The sequence below is a fragment of the Halococcus qingdaonensis genome (assembly GCF_024508235.1).
Lineage (GTDB): Archaea > Halobacteriota > Halobacteria > Halobacteriales > Halococcaceae > Halococcus > Halococcus qingdaonensis.
Window position 1 is genome coordinate 1,659,983 of the sequence record NZ_CP101943.1, and the last position, 14,494, is coordinate 1,674,476.

Genomic DNA, 14,494 nt, shown 5'->3' on the forward strand with positions numbered 1-14,494 from the left:
CATGGACCAGCATTGAATGGTCCCTGTAATAAAGATATTCAGACCGTGGTGAAAGTGGTCCGCCGCTCACTAGAGCCCAGTCGTGGCGAAGGATGCGTGGTGAAAAACGACGATCGTGCCGCGAGGTGGCTACTCGTCGGCCCGGCTGGCGTTCAGCTTGGCCTGCTCGCGCGCGCTCGGGTTCACGGACTCCTGGAACGGCACCTCGGAGACGGTCGCGTAGACCGGCTCACCGGGTTCCTCGGCGTACTCGTCGGGGAGATGCACCTCGAACTCGATATCGGCGTCGGCATCGTAGATGCTGTCGTCGAGCGGTGCGTCGAGCTCGCGCAGTTTTTCCGCCGGGACGTGCGCGAGCGCGATGTTGGTTTCCAGTTCTGGGCTGTACCACGGCGAGGTGACGTAGCCACACTCCTCGCCCGTCTCGGGATCCGAGACGAGCCAGAAGTCGGGTGCGTAGTCACGGATCGGCTCGCCGGCCATCTTCAGCCCGATCAGCTTGTGCGTGAAGGGATACTCGCCGTTCTCGACCTGTTCTTGCTGGCGTTCGAGTTCTTCTTTGCCGATGTAGTCGACGTCGGTCTCGTCGGGCACCTGATAGCCGAGATTGACCTGGAACGGCGAAGTCTCGTGATCCATGTCCTGGCCCCACGAGAGGATACCCGCCGCGATCCGCCGGTGGTGGCCCGGCGCGATCTGCATTCCGCCGTGGTCCTTCACCGTTTCGAGAACCGGATCCCAGACGGCCTCGGCGTTTGCCATCGCGTCCTTCACGTAGATCTCGAAGCCCTTCTCGCCGGAGAAGCCCGTCTGGCTCACGAGCACGTCACAGCCGTTGACCTCGGCTTCCATCAGCCCGTAGTAGGGGATTTCCGAAACCTCCTCGCCGACGACCTCGACCATCACGTCCTCGGAGAGCGGCCCCTGGATCTGCATCGGTGCGACGTCGATCTCGTCGATCGCGACGTCGTAGTTCTCGCCGACGTTCACACCCTGGAGCCACTGCATCAGAGTCGAATCGGAGATCGAGAACCAGAACTCGTCGTCGCCGGGCCGTAGCAACACCGGGTCGTTCAGGATGCCGCCGTCCTCGTTGCAGAGGATGACGTACTTGCCGTGCATTGTCTCGATCTCGGTCGCGTCTCGGGTGATGACGCGGTTGACGAACGCCTCGGCGTCGGGCCCCGCGACGCGGATCTGGCGCTCGACGGCGACGTCCCACAGCGTGACCCGGTTGACGAGGGCGTCGTACTCGGCCATCGCACCGCCATCTTCGGGTTCGACCAGCCCGCGGGGATGGTAGAGGCGGTTGTAGACCGTCGCGCGCCACGCACCCTCCTCGTCGAAGGACTTGTGGAAGAAGGGCGACTTGCGAACGCGCGTCGAGACCAGCATCTCGATGCCGGGGTCGCCCGACTGGCGCAGGTTTCGTGGCACCGTTCGATCCGACTGATCGACGTTCGGGTGGTTCGGATGCTCCGCTCCGTCCGTTTTCGGTGGCTCGTTCTCGGACATCCCCTTTCCCTACGATCGATGGGTGCCTAAATCGACCAGTTAAACGAGACACCCATTTATGTTCGTGAACGATTCGCACCGCCTCGCCGGCCGGGATTTCGGGCTCGCACGCGCCATCGGGACGTAAAAAGATAGCACGCACCGAACACGAACCTTGAAGCGACGGTCGGACGAACTCGAATCGACATGTCACCATCCGAAGACGGCCTGCCGACGGACTACGAGATCGCCCAGGACGTCGACACCGACCACATCACCGAGATCGTCGAACCGCTCGGCCTCGCCGCCGACGACCTCGAGCTCCACGGCGACGACACGGCGAAGCTCACCTACGACGCCATCGAGCGACTCCGGGAATCCGACCGTGAGGATGGTGACGTAATCCTCGTCACGGGGATGACGCCGACGCCGATGGGCGAGGGCAAGACCGTCACCACCGTAGGACTGAGTCAGGCGTTCAACCAGCTCGGCGAGAACGCACTGGCGGCCATCCGCGAGCCCTCGCTCGGCCCGGTCTTCGGCGTCAAGGGCGGCGCGGCCGGCGGTGGCTACTCCCAGGTACTGCCGATGGAGGAGATCAACCTCCACTTCACCGGCGATCTCCACGCGCTCACGTCGGCGCACAACCTCGTCTCGACGATGCTCGACAACCATATCAAACAGGGAAACGAGCTGGGGATCGCCGTCAATCAGGTCCAATGGCCCCGTGCGATGGACATGAACGACCGCGTGCTCCGCGAGACCGTCGTGGGTCTCGGCGGCGAGGTCACGGGCGTCCCTCGCGAGGACGGGTTCATCCTCACGGCGGCCTCCGAGATGATGGCCGTGCTCTGTCTCGCCGACGACCTCGCCGATCTCAAGGAACGCGTCGGCCGAATCATCGTCGCCTACGACGAGGACGGCGACCCGGTCACCGCCGACGACATCGAAGCTACCGGTGCGGTCACCATCCTGCTGAAGGACGCGCTCAAACCCAACATCGTTCAAACTGTCGAGGGAACGCCGGCGTTCGTTCACGGCGGTCCGTTCGCCAACATCGCCCACGGGACGAACTCGCTGATCGCCGACGACGCCGCCCGGAAACTCTCGGACTATCTCGTCACCGAGGCGGGCTTCGGCTCGGATCTGGGTGCCGAGAAATTCATGGACGTCGTCTGCCGTCTGGGCGACATGGAACCGGCGGCGGTCACGGTGGTAGCCTCTGTCCGTGCGCTCAAATACCATGGCAAGGACATGTGGCCCGCCGATCTCGACGCGCTCGACGAACCCGACCCCGAAGCGGTCGAGGCCGGGATCGAAAATCTCGATGCCCACGTCGAAAACCTCCAGCAGTTCGGCGTCCCAGTCGTCGTGGCGCTCAACCGCTTCCCCGGCGACACCGACGAGGAAGTCGACGTCGTACTGGATCACTGCCGGGAGGACCTCGGGATCGAGGCCGCCGAATCGACGGTATTCGAGGAGGGCGGCGCGGGCGGGACCGACCTCGCCGAGAAGCTCATGACCGCCATCGAAACGAACGACGAGACGTTCGACTATCTCTACGAGGCCGACGCCCCAATACCGGAGAAGATCGAGACGATCGCCACCGAGATCTACGGTGCGGAATCCGTCTCATTCCAGAGCGGTGCACGCGACGACATCGATCGAATGAATGACCTCGGCTTCGAGGATGTCCCGATCGTGATTTCGAAGACCTTCCACTCGCTCAGCGACAATGCCGAGAAGAAGGGCGTCCCCACCGGCTGGGAACTCGAGATTCAAGAGATCTACCCCTCCGCCGGCGCGGGCTTTCTCGTCGCCCTCACCAGCGACGTGCTGACGCTACCGGGGCTGCCGTCCGACCCTGCCGCTGCCGACATGGATATCGACGCCGAGGGAACGGTCTCCGGACTGTTCTGAAGTGGTCGGCCGATCGCGTCACTCGTCGAGAACGCCGTAGCGCCACGACTCGGTGTCCTCGGTCCGGTTGAAAGTGTAGACGTGCAATCCCTGAATATCGTAGTCGGGATCGTCGGCGTACGGCGCGAGCCCCTCGACGAGATCGTCGGGGGTGTATCTGCCACGCGAACCGACGAGTTCGCGGATGAACCCCGTGATTCCGGTCGTTTTCTTGAGGAAATTCACCGAGTCGCCGACACCGACCTTCCGCGAGATGCTCAGCAGTTTGTCGTACTTCATCACACCAGGAATGCCGACCTCGATGGGGAGCTCGACGCCCCTATCCCTCACACCCTCGACCCACTCGACGACGGCCTCGGGATCGTAACAGAGCTGTGTCACGATGTAGGTCGCGTAGGGTGCTTTCTTCGCCATCGCGTCGGCGAGCGTGTCGTCGTCGAGGAACTCGTGGCCCTCCGGGTAGCCCGTGATGCCGATCTCCTCGAACTCGTGATCGAGTCCGTCGAGCGCGTCGAGAAGGGCGTACGCCGAATCGAACTCGCCGATCGGCTCCTCGCGGTCGCCGCCGGGAACGAAGATATCGGTGACGCCGGCGTCGGTGAGCCGCCGAGTGATTTCGTCCAGATGGTCGACGTCGCGGACGTAGCGCGCGGCGATGTGTGGGCTGACGTCGAACCCGCGAGCGGCGGCCGTCTCGGCCCACTCGACGGTCGCATCGAGCCCCAGCTGCGGCGAGGTCGTGATGGCGATCGTCGCGCCCGTGGGAAGCTCATCCATCTCGTCCGCGAAGCTGTCGAACGGCATCAGCTCGAATCGCGGATCGTCAAGGAGTTGCGCGACGCCATCGGTCTCTCCCGACTGGCGCGTCACCGACATGGATCGTCCGTACCTCCCGAAACCACGGAGTGCGTTTCGGACGCGTCTCGCCCCGCCTCGAACGCAAACATTGTGAGAGAATAGCAGTATCGCACGTTTAGCTCTTGGCCGGCACAACCGAAACGGTATAAGTCGGGGTCGGCAGTCGAATCACGCGATTCGTACCGAACATAGGAATCAGTCGTCGGTCGGACGATCCCGGATAAACAGGAGTAGCAGTGAGGGCGAAGAATGAATATCCCCGGCCGAGATCGAAACGGCAGCCATGAGTCATGCCAACGGGCTGCCCGACGCAGCCGGAACCGTCGTCATCGGCGCGGGCATCGTCGGCTGTAGCACGGCCTATCACCTCGCCGAACTGGGTCGGGAAGATGTTCTGGTACTCGACCGGGGCCCGCTGCCGACCACCGGCGGCTCCTCGACACACGCGCCGGGGATCATGTTCCAGACCGACGAGCCGAAGGTGCTCTCGAAATTCGCCACCTACAGCCGGAAGTTGTACTCCGGTCTGGAGCGCGACGACGGGAAAGCGATCTACAACGAAACCGGCGGGATCGAGGTCGCGCGCAGCGACGAGCGGATGGACTACCTCCAACGGCGGGTCGAGTGGGCGAAAGCGTGGGGCGTGCCCGATCCGCAGCTCCTGAGCCCCGAGGAAGTCGCGGAAAAGCTCCCGCTCGTGGATCCCGACGCCATCCAGGGCGGCTACTACTCGCCGACGGACGGACAGGCATCGGGTGTTCGTGCGTGTGCGGCGCTCGCCGAGCAAGCGGAGGCGATGGGCGCGGAGTTCGTCGGCCACACGAAAGTCGAGGACATCGAGGCCGACGGTGAGGGAGTACAGGGGATCGTCACCGAGAACGGTCGCGTCGAGTGCAATGAGGTCGTGGTAGCGACCAACATCTGGGCGCGCCAGCTGAGCGAGAAACTCGACGTCCATCTCCCGGTCGCACCGGTCGAACACCAGTACACGATGACCGAACCGCTCGCCGAACTCGACGGGCGAGAACAGGACGTCACCGACGATCCGGTCTACGAGAACTACAAGTCGGTCTCCGGCGACAAGAGCGAGGTGCTCCTCCAGGACCCCGACCGACCGATACTGCGGGACCAGGACAACGCGATGTACTTCCGAACGCACGGGGACCGCTACGGGATCGGCTCGTACAACCACGAGCCGGTCGTGCCCGATCCGGAGGAATTGGGTGGGAACGACGAGGACGGCGGCAATCAGGCGTCGATCCACGAGTTCACCGAGGAGTTCTTCGAGAACGCTACCCACCCCGATCGCCAGGAGAAGGCTCCCCGAACCGCGAGCGACGAGCTCCTGCCGGCGACGGCGGGGAAGGATCTGGACTACAAGTACAACGGGATGTACTCCGCGTCGCCGAACGGAATGCCGACGATGGGGCCTGTCCAGGAGTGTCCGGGGCTCTGGACGGGGCTCACCACGTGGATCACTCACGCCGGCGGCGCGGGCAAGGCGCTCGCCGAGTGGATGGAGACCGGCGTCCCGCGGCTGCCCGACGGCCCGATCGACCTCCGGAACTGCGACGTCAACCGGTTCGCACCCCACACGGGGAGCTGGGACTTCACGCGTGACCTCGCTGACGAGGAGTATCGCAACCTCTACAGCATCGTCCATCCGAAGTGGGTCCGAACCGAGTACCAGCGCGACATCCGGCGCACGCCGATCTATCACAGTCATCAGGATTTGGACGCCGAGCTGTGGGCCGAGGCCGGCTGGGAGTCCCCACAGTGGTTCGAATCCAACGAGGATCTCTTGGAGAGCTACGGCGAGCAGATCCCCGATCGCGAGGGTTGGGAGGGCAAGTTCTGGTCGCCGCTCGAAGGCGCGGAGTCGCTCCACGTCCGAGAGGCCGTCGGGCTCCACGACATGACCCCGTTCAACAAGATGGAGCTCGTCGGCACAGGTGTAGACGAGTTCCTCCAAAACCTCTGTACGAACGACATGGACCTCGACGTGGGACAGATCCGCTACACACTCATGTGTAACGAAGCCGGCGGCGTCCGCGCCGATATCACCGTGACCCGCGTCGACGAGCACCGATACCTGCTGCTCACGACCGGTCGCGAGGTCGGGCAGAACCACCTCGCGTGGGTCCGCGAGCAGGCCCCCGAGAGCGTAGTTGTCAACGACGTCACCTCCAGCCTGGCGGCGATGGTCTGTACGGGCCCGGACGCCCGCAAGACCCTCTCGAAGGTGATCGACGCCGACCTCTCGGATGAAAACTTTCCGTTCTACACGAGCCAGCAGACGTTCGTGGAGAACGTCCCCGTGACGGCGCTCAGACTCTCCTACGCCGGCGAGCTCGGCTGGGAGCTCTACACGCCGTCCGAGTACGGCGAGACGCTTTGGGAGCACGTCATGGAGGCAGGCGCGGAGTACGACATCCGCCCCTACGGCAACGGCGCGCTCGACTCGCTCCGCATCGAGAAGGGATTCAGACTCTGGGGCGAGGACCTCCACACCGAGCACGACCCCTACGAAGCGGGCCTCGGCTGGGCCGTCGATCTCGACACGGAGTTCGTCGGCAAGGAAGCGATCGCGGCGGCCGCCGAGGGCGACGTCGATCGGAGAGTGGCCTGTCTCACGCTCGACGACCCCGAGCAGGTCGTGCTCGCCGACCGGCCCGTTCTCACGTCCAACGGTGACGAAGTGCTCGGCTACGTCCACGCCGCCGAATACGGCTACACCGTCGGGGCCTGCGTCGTCTACACCTACCTCCCGCCCGAATTCGCCGAACCGGGAACCGAGGTCGACGTGCTCTACGAGGGCGAGCGCTACGGGGCGACGGTGCGCGACGAACCGCTGTTGTAGCCATGTTTGTCGATTTCTCGACGATTCGTCGCCGCGCACCGACGGACTACTAAACGGCTGTGGTAGTCCACCCCGTCTTTTAAACCCACGACGGCGGAAGCCACACGGCATGAGCACAGGGACCACACTGCCGGAGAGCGCCGGGACCATCGTCGTGGGGGCCGGCTGCGTCGGCTGTTCGGCGGCCTACCACCTCGCCGAGCAGGGCCGCGAGGACGTCGTCGTCGTGGATCGCGGACCGCTGTTCGAGACTGGCGGCTCGACCTCGCACGCGCCCGGACTCGTCTATCAGACCAACGGCGGCAAACTGATGACGGAGTTGGCCGCGTACACGCGCGAACTCTATTCCGATCTCGACAGCTACCGGATGTCGGGCGGCATCGAGGTCGCCTATACCGAGGACCGATGGAAGTTCCTCAAACGAAAGCGCGAGTGGGGCCAATCCTACGGGCTTGACGGTGGCGAACTGCTCTCGCCCGCGGAGGTCGAAGAGCGCGTCCCGCAGATCGATTCGACCGTGATCCACGGTGGCTACTACCTCCCGACCGACGGCAAGGCCCACGCGGTCGACGCCTCGCGGAAGATGGCCGAGCGCGCCCAGGAGGTCGGCCACGAATTCTACGGCAACACGCTCGTCACGGACGTCGAGACGAGTGACGGGGCGGTCCAGGCGGTCGTCACCGAGAACGGCCGCATCGCATGCGACGAGCTGCTGGTGGCGACGAACATCTGGGGCCCGCTCTTTGGGGATATGATCGACACCGACATCCCGCTGGTTCCGTGTTCACATCAGTATCTCGTGAGCGAACCGCTCGACGAACTGGTGGGAGCCGAGCGCGAGATCGAACAGCCGCTCCTCCGTCATCAGGATTATTCGGAGTATTTCCGCCAGCACGGCGACTCCTATGGAGTGGGATCGTACAACCACGAACCGCTGCTCGTCGATCCCGAGGACATCTACGGACCCGAGAAACTCGACGACCTCGGGCTCGAATACCCCTCGCTCCGGGAGTTCGCCGCCGAGCACTTCTACGAGAACACGCATCCCGATCACGACGAGAGCGCGTACGACGCCGCACGCGAACTCGTACCGGCGCTCGACGGCGTCGAGTGGGAGACCGAGATGAACGGGATGTTCTGCTTCACTCCCGACGGAATGCCGATTCTCGGCCCGGACGAGGACACCGAGGGACTGTGGTGGTCGCTCGCCATCTGGGTCACCCAGTCTGGCGGCGTCGGCAGCGTCGTCGCCGAGTGGATGGAAAATGGAGTTCCGCGGCTCGACGGCGAGCGCGTCAACGCCGAGCCCGCCCACATCAGTCGGTTTCAGCCCCACGCCGGCAGTCGGGAGTTCACCTACGGGCGGGGTGCCCAGCAGTATCAGGAGGTCTACCAGCTGATCCATCCGCGTGAACAGCCCGAAGACCAGCGTGCGCTCCGCCGGAGCCCGTTCTACGACCGACAGGACGACCTCGGCGCGGAGTTCTACGACACCAACGGCTGGGAAGTTCCCCAGTGGTACGAGACGAACGAGTCCCTCCTGAGCGAGTACGAGGTCCCCGACAGACCCGACTGGCTCGCGCGCAACTGGTCGAAGGCGCAGGGCGTCGAACACCAGGCCGTCCGTGATCGAGTGGCGATGTTCGACATGACGACGTTCACCGGGATCGAGATCGCCGGCGAGGGCACGATGGAGTTCCTCCAAGAGCTCTTGACCAACGACATGGACTGCCCAGTCGGACGGATGCGGTACGCGGCGATGCTGAACGAAGACGGCGGCATCCTCGCGGATCTGACCGTCGCACGGCTCGACGAAGATCGGTATCTGCTGACGACGGGCGGCGGCAACTCCGCGACGCTCCACTCGCGCTGGATCCGCGAGCACGCGCCCGAATCGCTCTCGATCACGGTTCACGATTCGAGCCGTTCCGGAGTGGGCGTCTGGGGGCCGGAAGCACGGGAACTGCTCGGACCGCTCGTCGAGGCGGACCTCTCGAACGACGCCTTCCCGTTCTACGGGGTGCAAGAAACCTATCTGGAGAGCCTGCCAGTGACGATGCTTCGGCTCTCCTACGCCGGCGAACTCGGCTGGGAGATCTACACACCCACCGAGTACGGCGCGCGGCTCTGGGACACCCTCTGGGAAGCGGGCCAGGAGCATGGGATCGTCCCGATGGGCTGGGAGGCGCTCGCCTCGGCGAGTCTGGAGAAGGGCTATCGGCTCTGGGGCACGGACGTCACGCCCGAATACACGCCCGACGAGGCGGGTATCGGCTTCGCGGTCGACACCGATACCGAGTTCATCGGGAAGGACGCGCTGCTCGCGGCGCGCGAGGCGGGCGTCGACCGAAAGCTTACTCCGCTCACGCTCGATGGATCGGGAATGATCGTTGATTCGGGTCATCCGATCCTCGACGGTGAGGACGTGATCGGCTACGGCTGTCGCGCCGGCTACGGCTACAGCATCGACGCGGGCATCGTCTACTCGTACCTGCCGACCGAGTACGCCGACGCGGGGACGTCGCTCGACGTGCGCTACGAGGGCGAGCGCTACGCCGCGACGGTGCGCGACGAGCCGCTGTTCGACCCCGAGATGGAACGGATGCGCGGGTAGTTCGATGAGCGAGTCAGTCACCTTCGCCGACATCGAGGCGGCCCGCGAGCGCCTCGACGACGAGTCGGTCGTCAAACGAACCCCCGTCGAGCGGAGCACCTCGCTCGGCGAACTGACCGACAGCGAGGTCCACCTGAAGATGGAACACCTCCAGTGGACCGGCTCGTTCAAGACGCGCGGTGCGTACAACAAGATCGCACAGCTCGTCGAGGACGGGGGGACCGATCGCGTGGTCGCCGCGAGCGCCGGCAACCACGCCCAGGGGGTCGCGCTTGCGGCGACGACACTCGGCATCGACGCCACGATCGTGATGCCGAAGGCCGCCCCGCAGGCGAAAGTCGACGCGACGCGTGGCTACGGCGCGCGGGTCGAACTCGTCGGTCAGGACTTCCAGGCGGCGATGGATCACGCTCAGGGGCTCGTCGACGACGAGGCGACCGCGTTCGTCCACGCCTACGACGACCCCGCGATCGTCGCTGGACAGGGAACGTTGGGGATCGAGATGTACGAGGACTGCAACGTCGACACCGTCATCGTCCCGATCGGCGGTGGCGGGCTGATCTCGGGCATCGCGACCGCGATGAACAAGCTCTCGCCGGGAACGCGCGTCGTCGGCGTGCAGGCCGAAGGGGCTGCCACAGTACCGGACAGCCTCGACAAGGGGATTCCAGTCACGCTCGATTCGGTCAACACCATCGCCGACGGGATCGCCACCGGTGGGATCTCGGAGCTCACCCTCTCGCTCATCGAGGAACACGTCGACGAGATCGTCACCGTGACCGACGGCGAGATCGCCCGTGCCGTGCTCCTGCTCATGGAGCGTGCCAAACAGGTCGTCGAGGGGGCCGGCGCGGCGTCGGTCGCCGCCCTGCTGAGTGAGGATCTCGACGTCGAGGGCGAGACGGTGTTCGCGCTGCTGTGCGGGGGGAACCTCGACATGACGATGCTGCGCACGGTGTTGATCCACGCGCTCACCGACCGCGAGCAGATCCTCCGCCTGCGCGTGCGCATCACCGACCGCCCCGGCGAGATGAACACGATATCGAGCATCATCGGCGGCCACGGTGCTAACATCCGCAGCGTGCGCCACGACCGCTCGGTGCCCGAACTCGACGTCGGCGAGGCCTACCTCGTCTTCGAGATCGAAACCAGCGGCACCGGCCACGCACGCACCGTCATCCGGTCGATCCGCGATCGCGGCTACGAGGTCAGCCACGAGAACGCCTGATCGCAGCGATCGTTGATGGTGCTGCCACGACAGATCGACGATCGACGAAAACGGAGTCGACGGAATCATATATCTCGTGGCCGCTTACTGAACGCATGAACGTCGGCATCGACGCGGTCGCCATCCACGCCGGAAAGCTCAGGCTCGACCTCGCGGAGACGCTCGCCCCCGCGCTGGACGAGGAGCCCGAGAAGTTCACGAAGGGGCTCGGCCTCCACGCGAGTTCGTTCCCCGATGTCGAGGAGGACATCGTGACGATGGGCGCGAACGCCGCGCACAAACTGATGGAGCGCAAGGGGCTCACCCCTGACGACATCGGCCGGATCGACGTCGCCACCGAGAGCGCCTTCGACAACGCCAAACCCGTCTCGACGTACGTCGCGGGCTGTCTCGAACAGGTCTACGACGAGGACTTCCACCACGCGAACAAGGGCGAGCGCAAGTTCGCGTGCATCGCGGGCACACAGAGCCTCGACGACGCCTACAACTGGATCCGCGCCGGGCGCAATCGCGGCCGCGCGGCGCTCGTGATCGCCACCGACACCGCCCTCTACGCGCGCGGCGACGCCGGCGAGGCGACGCAGGGCGCGGGCGCGGTGGCGATGCTCATCGCCGAGAACCCTGACCTCGTCGAAATGAGCGTCGAACAGGGGTTCGGCAGCGCCGACGAGACCGACTTCCTCAAGCCGAACCAGCAGTTCCCGAGCGTCGACGGCCAGCGCTCGGTCCAGGTCTATCTCGCGCGGATGCGCGAAGCCCTGGAGGACTACGAGAGCGTCGCCGAGGAGACCCATCCCGACCAGTTCGAGTATATCCCGTTCCACACGCCGTTCCCCGGCATGGTCAGGAAGGCCGCGCTGCTCGGCTACCGCCACATGATCCGTAACACCGAGATCGAGGCCGACCTCACCGCAGCGATCGGCGAACAGCCCCGACCCGACGGCTTCGACGACGAAGCACAGTACCGCGACGCCGTCCGCGACTACATGGACGCGCTGAAGGAAACCGACGCGTACGCGGCGTGGTACGACGACACGATCGAGCCGACGCTCGACATCGCCCGTCACGTCGGCAACTGGTACACCGGCTCGGTCCACGTCGCCCGCGCGAGCGCGCTCCGCAGCGCCCGCGAGGCGGGGATCGACATGACCGGCAAATCGCTGCTGCTTGGCTCCTATGGCAGCGGCGCACAGGCCGAGATCCACGTCGAAACGGTTCAAGAGGAGTGGACCGAGGAGATCGACGCGCTCGACATCGACGAGCAGCTGGCCGAGCGCCGCGACATCTCCTTCGCGGAGTACGAAGAGATCCACGACGTCCACAACCACGACAAGGAGATCGACATCGACGCGTTCACCACCCCGAGCGAGGAGTTCGTCCGCGACGGCTCCGGCCCGATGGACGAACGGACCTACCGCTACGTCGAGTAGTAGTTCCGGTTCACAGAATAGGCTCCGTGCCTCAGTGGATTCTCAGGTCGTTTTCACTACTGATTTGTGGATTCAGGAACACAAATAGTAGTTCTATTTGTGGATGATATGGATGTTTGTCGTTACTCGGGGTTTTGTCTGCTGTTGTGGATTTGGGCGAAGCCAATCCCGACACCGATTGATAGGATTATCGGGATACCGAGTGTGGCTATGATACTGTAAAGTCCTGTGATTAGTGACATTGCAGCCCAGACTCCGACCAAATTGGGCAGTTCAGAGACGGGTGGAATCCCCGTCGCCAACAAGCCGTTTTCATCACCGAGCACGAACGCCGTGCCGACGACAATCCCGAGCGTGAGGTGCGAAACAAATCAACCACCAAACCTGCTCCGCCGAGACGTTTCCGAGTGATCAAGGCGGGTTCGCTCACTAAATAAGTCCAAACGAATGCCGTTACGAAAAATGCGTTGAGAACAACAATCCCACCTAATATGGCTGGACCGATTCCAATAACGATCTCCGCGGTAGTGGGCCAAAGGAATAGATACAGTGAAGAGAACGCGAATGCAAGAGTGGCGACGACGACACCCGCAACAAGGGGGTTTCTCACTCTACTGGAAAGCCACTGCCATCCGTCCATACTCAGTACCTCACAAAGTCGGTTAGTGGAAACGTCCGCTTGCTGGAGATGTGCCTGACTCGCAGCAAGCAGACGACGAAATACACGAAGACCAGCTCCTTAATTTCCTCGTCAATACACTCACCGGCGCGTTTAGTCTAAATCTCGGTGAGAATGCCGATATCGATGCCGAGGACATCTTCGAGGTCCTCGTCGGCGCGTGCGCCGACGGGACCTCTGTCTCCGAGCTTTGTGACGTCAGCAAGGATGCACCTCCTGCGACGAATATTCTCTACCACCTCCGCTCGAAGTTCGACTTCGACACCGTCGCTTCCGTCGGTAATCTCCTCCTTCAGCGAGATGTGATCGAACATCTCCCAGAGCAGGTGGAGGTCGTCGTGGACCTCCACCTGCGGCCCTACTACGGCGATGAAGACGAAACAAGCGGCCTCTACCACTCCGAGGCCAAAGCCGGAACCACCGCCTTCCATGCCTATGCCACCCTCTACGCGCGGGTGCGCAACAAGCGCTACACCCTGGCGGTGCGCCGTCTCGAAGACGGCGACACCGCCAGTTCCGTCCTCGCGGAGTTCCTCGGTGTTCTCGAAGGCCTTGACCCCGAGGTCAAGGCCGTCTACCTCGACCGCGGGTTCTACGACGGCAAGTGCCTCACGCTGCTTCAGGCGCACAACTACGCCTACGTCACACCGGTCGTGAAGTGGGGCGAGGCGATCCAAGAGGAACTTGACCAGGGATGGAGCCGCACCATCGAACACGACCTCACCACAGAATTCGACGGTCACGAGTGGACCGTCGAATTCCCGGTCTACATCGACTGCACCTACCAGAACGGCCGATACGACGAACATGGCGTGGCGCGTCACGGCTACGCCGTCGACGCGTCGTTTATCGACACACCGCGTCAGGCTCGTCAGCACTACAGCAAGCGCTTCGGCATCGAATCAAGCTACCGTCTCTCGGAGAAGACGACGATTTCCACCACGACACGTGATGCAACACAGCGGCTGCTGTTCGTCGTGATCAGCCTCTTGTTCCAGAACGTGTGGCGGTATCTCCACTGGGAGTATGTGGCGACGCCGCGCCGTGGCGGGCGTCGCCTCTGGAAGTGGTCGTTCGAGGAGTTCATCGACATGGTAACCCGGGCAGCGTGGACGGCTCTCGCGGTGCGTCGGGCCGTCCCCGCGAACAGACCGCCCGACGATCGCTTCGAACGGTAATCCACCGACCGGGAACGCCCGGCCGATGAGTGGCAACATCGTCGCGTCGGCGGCGTTCCGCCGCCGACTGCGACAGGTTTGACGCTCTCAGTGCCGAACCGCCTTCCTCAGCAGTTTCTCGGCACTAGTTTCTCCACCAGATTCATGTCTCAGAAGCAGTCAACTGGCGAGCTTTGTGAGGTACTGATACTTGTTTCACTCATCCAGTAGATGAAAAACTACCGCTGGCAACC

General features: G+C 63.9%; 8 protein-coding genes. 6 read left to right on the top strand and 2 right to left on the bottom strand.

The window, feature by feature from the left end; all coding sequences use genetic code 11:
* Positions 1 to 129: 129 nt before the first annotated feature.
* Entirely contained in the window at positions 130 to 1,515 is a 1,386-nt protein-coding gene (locus NO363_RS08540; protein WP_256684404.1) for a glycine cleavage T C-terminal barrel domain-containing protein, read from the bottom strand.
* Positions 1,516 to 1,701: 186 nt separating this feature from the next.
* On the opposite strand from NO363_RS08540, the gene NO363_RS08545 reads away from it, so the two are divergent.
* Positions 1,702 to 3,414: a formate--tetrahydrofolate ligase gene (locus NO363_RS08545; protein ID WP_256684405.1), complete on the top strand. Its 1,713-nt coding sequence runs from the start codon at positions 1,702 to 1,704 to the stop codon at positions 3,412 to 3,414.
* Between the two features lie 18 nt (positions 3,415 to 3,432).
* On the opposite strand, the gene NO363_RS08550 is transcribed toward NO363_RS08545, so the two are convergent.
* The gene (locus tag NO363_RS08550; protein ID WP_256684407.1) at positions 3,433 to 4,290 is read right to left on the bottom strand and encodes a methylenetetrahydrofolate reductase; all 858 of its coding nucleotides are present in this window, start codon (positions 4,288 to 4,290) and stop codon (positions 3,433 to 3,435) included.
* 265 nt (positions 4,291 to 4,555) lie between these two features.
* On the opposite strand from NO363_RS08550, the gene NO363_RS08555 reads away from it, so the two are divergent.
* The 5 genes from NO363_RS08555 to NO363_RS08575 all read left to right on the top strand — a co-directional run bounded on the left by NO363_RS08555 (position 4,556) and on the right by NO363_RS08575 (position 14,261).
* Entirely contained in the window at positions 4,556 to 7,132 is a 2,577-nt protein-coding gene (locus NO363_RS08555) for a GcvT family protein (protein WP_256684408.1), read from the top strand.
* A 109-nt stretch (positions 7,133 to 7,241) separates the two neighbouring features.
* Positions 7,242 to 9,746, top strand: a complete 2,505-nt coding sequence (locus tag NO363_RS08560; RefSeq protein ID WP_256684409.1) for a GcvT family protein — start codon at positions 7,242 to 7,244, stop codon at positions 9,744 to 9,746.
* Between the two features lie 4 nt (positions 9,747 to 9,750).
* Positions 9,751 to 10,974: a threonine ammonia-lyase gene (gene ilvA / locus NO363_RS08565; RefSeq protein ID WP_256684411.1), complete on the top strand. Its 1,224-nt coding sequence runs from the start codon at positions 9,751 to 9,753 to the stop codon at positions 10,972 to 10,974.
* A gap of 95 nt (positions 10,975 to 11,069) precedes the next feature.
* On the top strand, positions 11,070 to 12,404 hold the full coding sequence (gene hmgB, locus NO363_RS08570; protein ID WP_256684412.1) for a hydroxymethylglutaryl-CoA synthase: 1,335 nt from the start codon (positions 11,070 to 11,072) through the stop codon (positions 12,402 to 12,404).
* A gap of 690 nt (positions 12,405 to 13,094) precedes the next feature.
* Entirely contained in the window at positions 13,095 to 14,261 is a 1,167-nt protein-coding gene (locus tag NO363_RS08575) for an ISH3 family transposase (RefSeq protein WP_256684413.1), read from the top strand.
* Positions 14,262 to 14,494 lie beyond the last annotated feature (233 nt).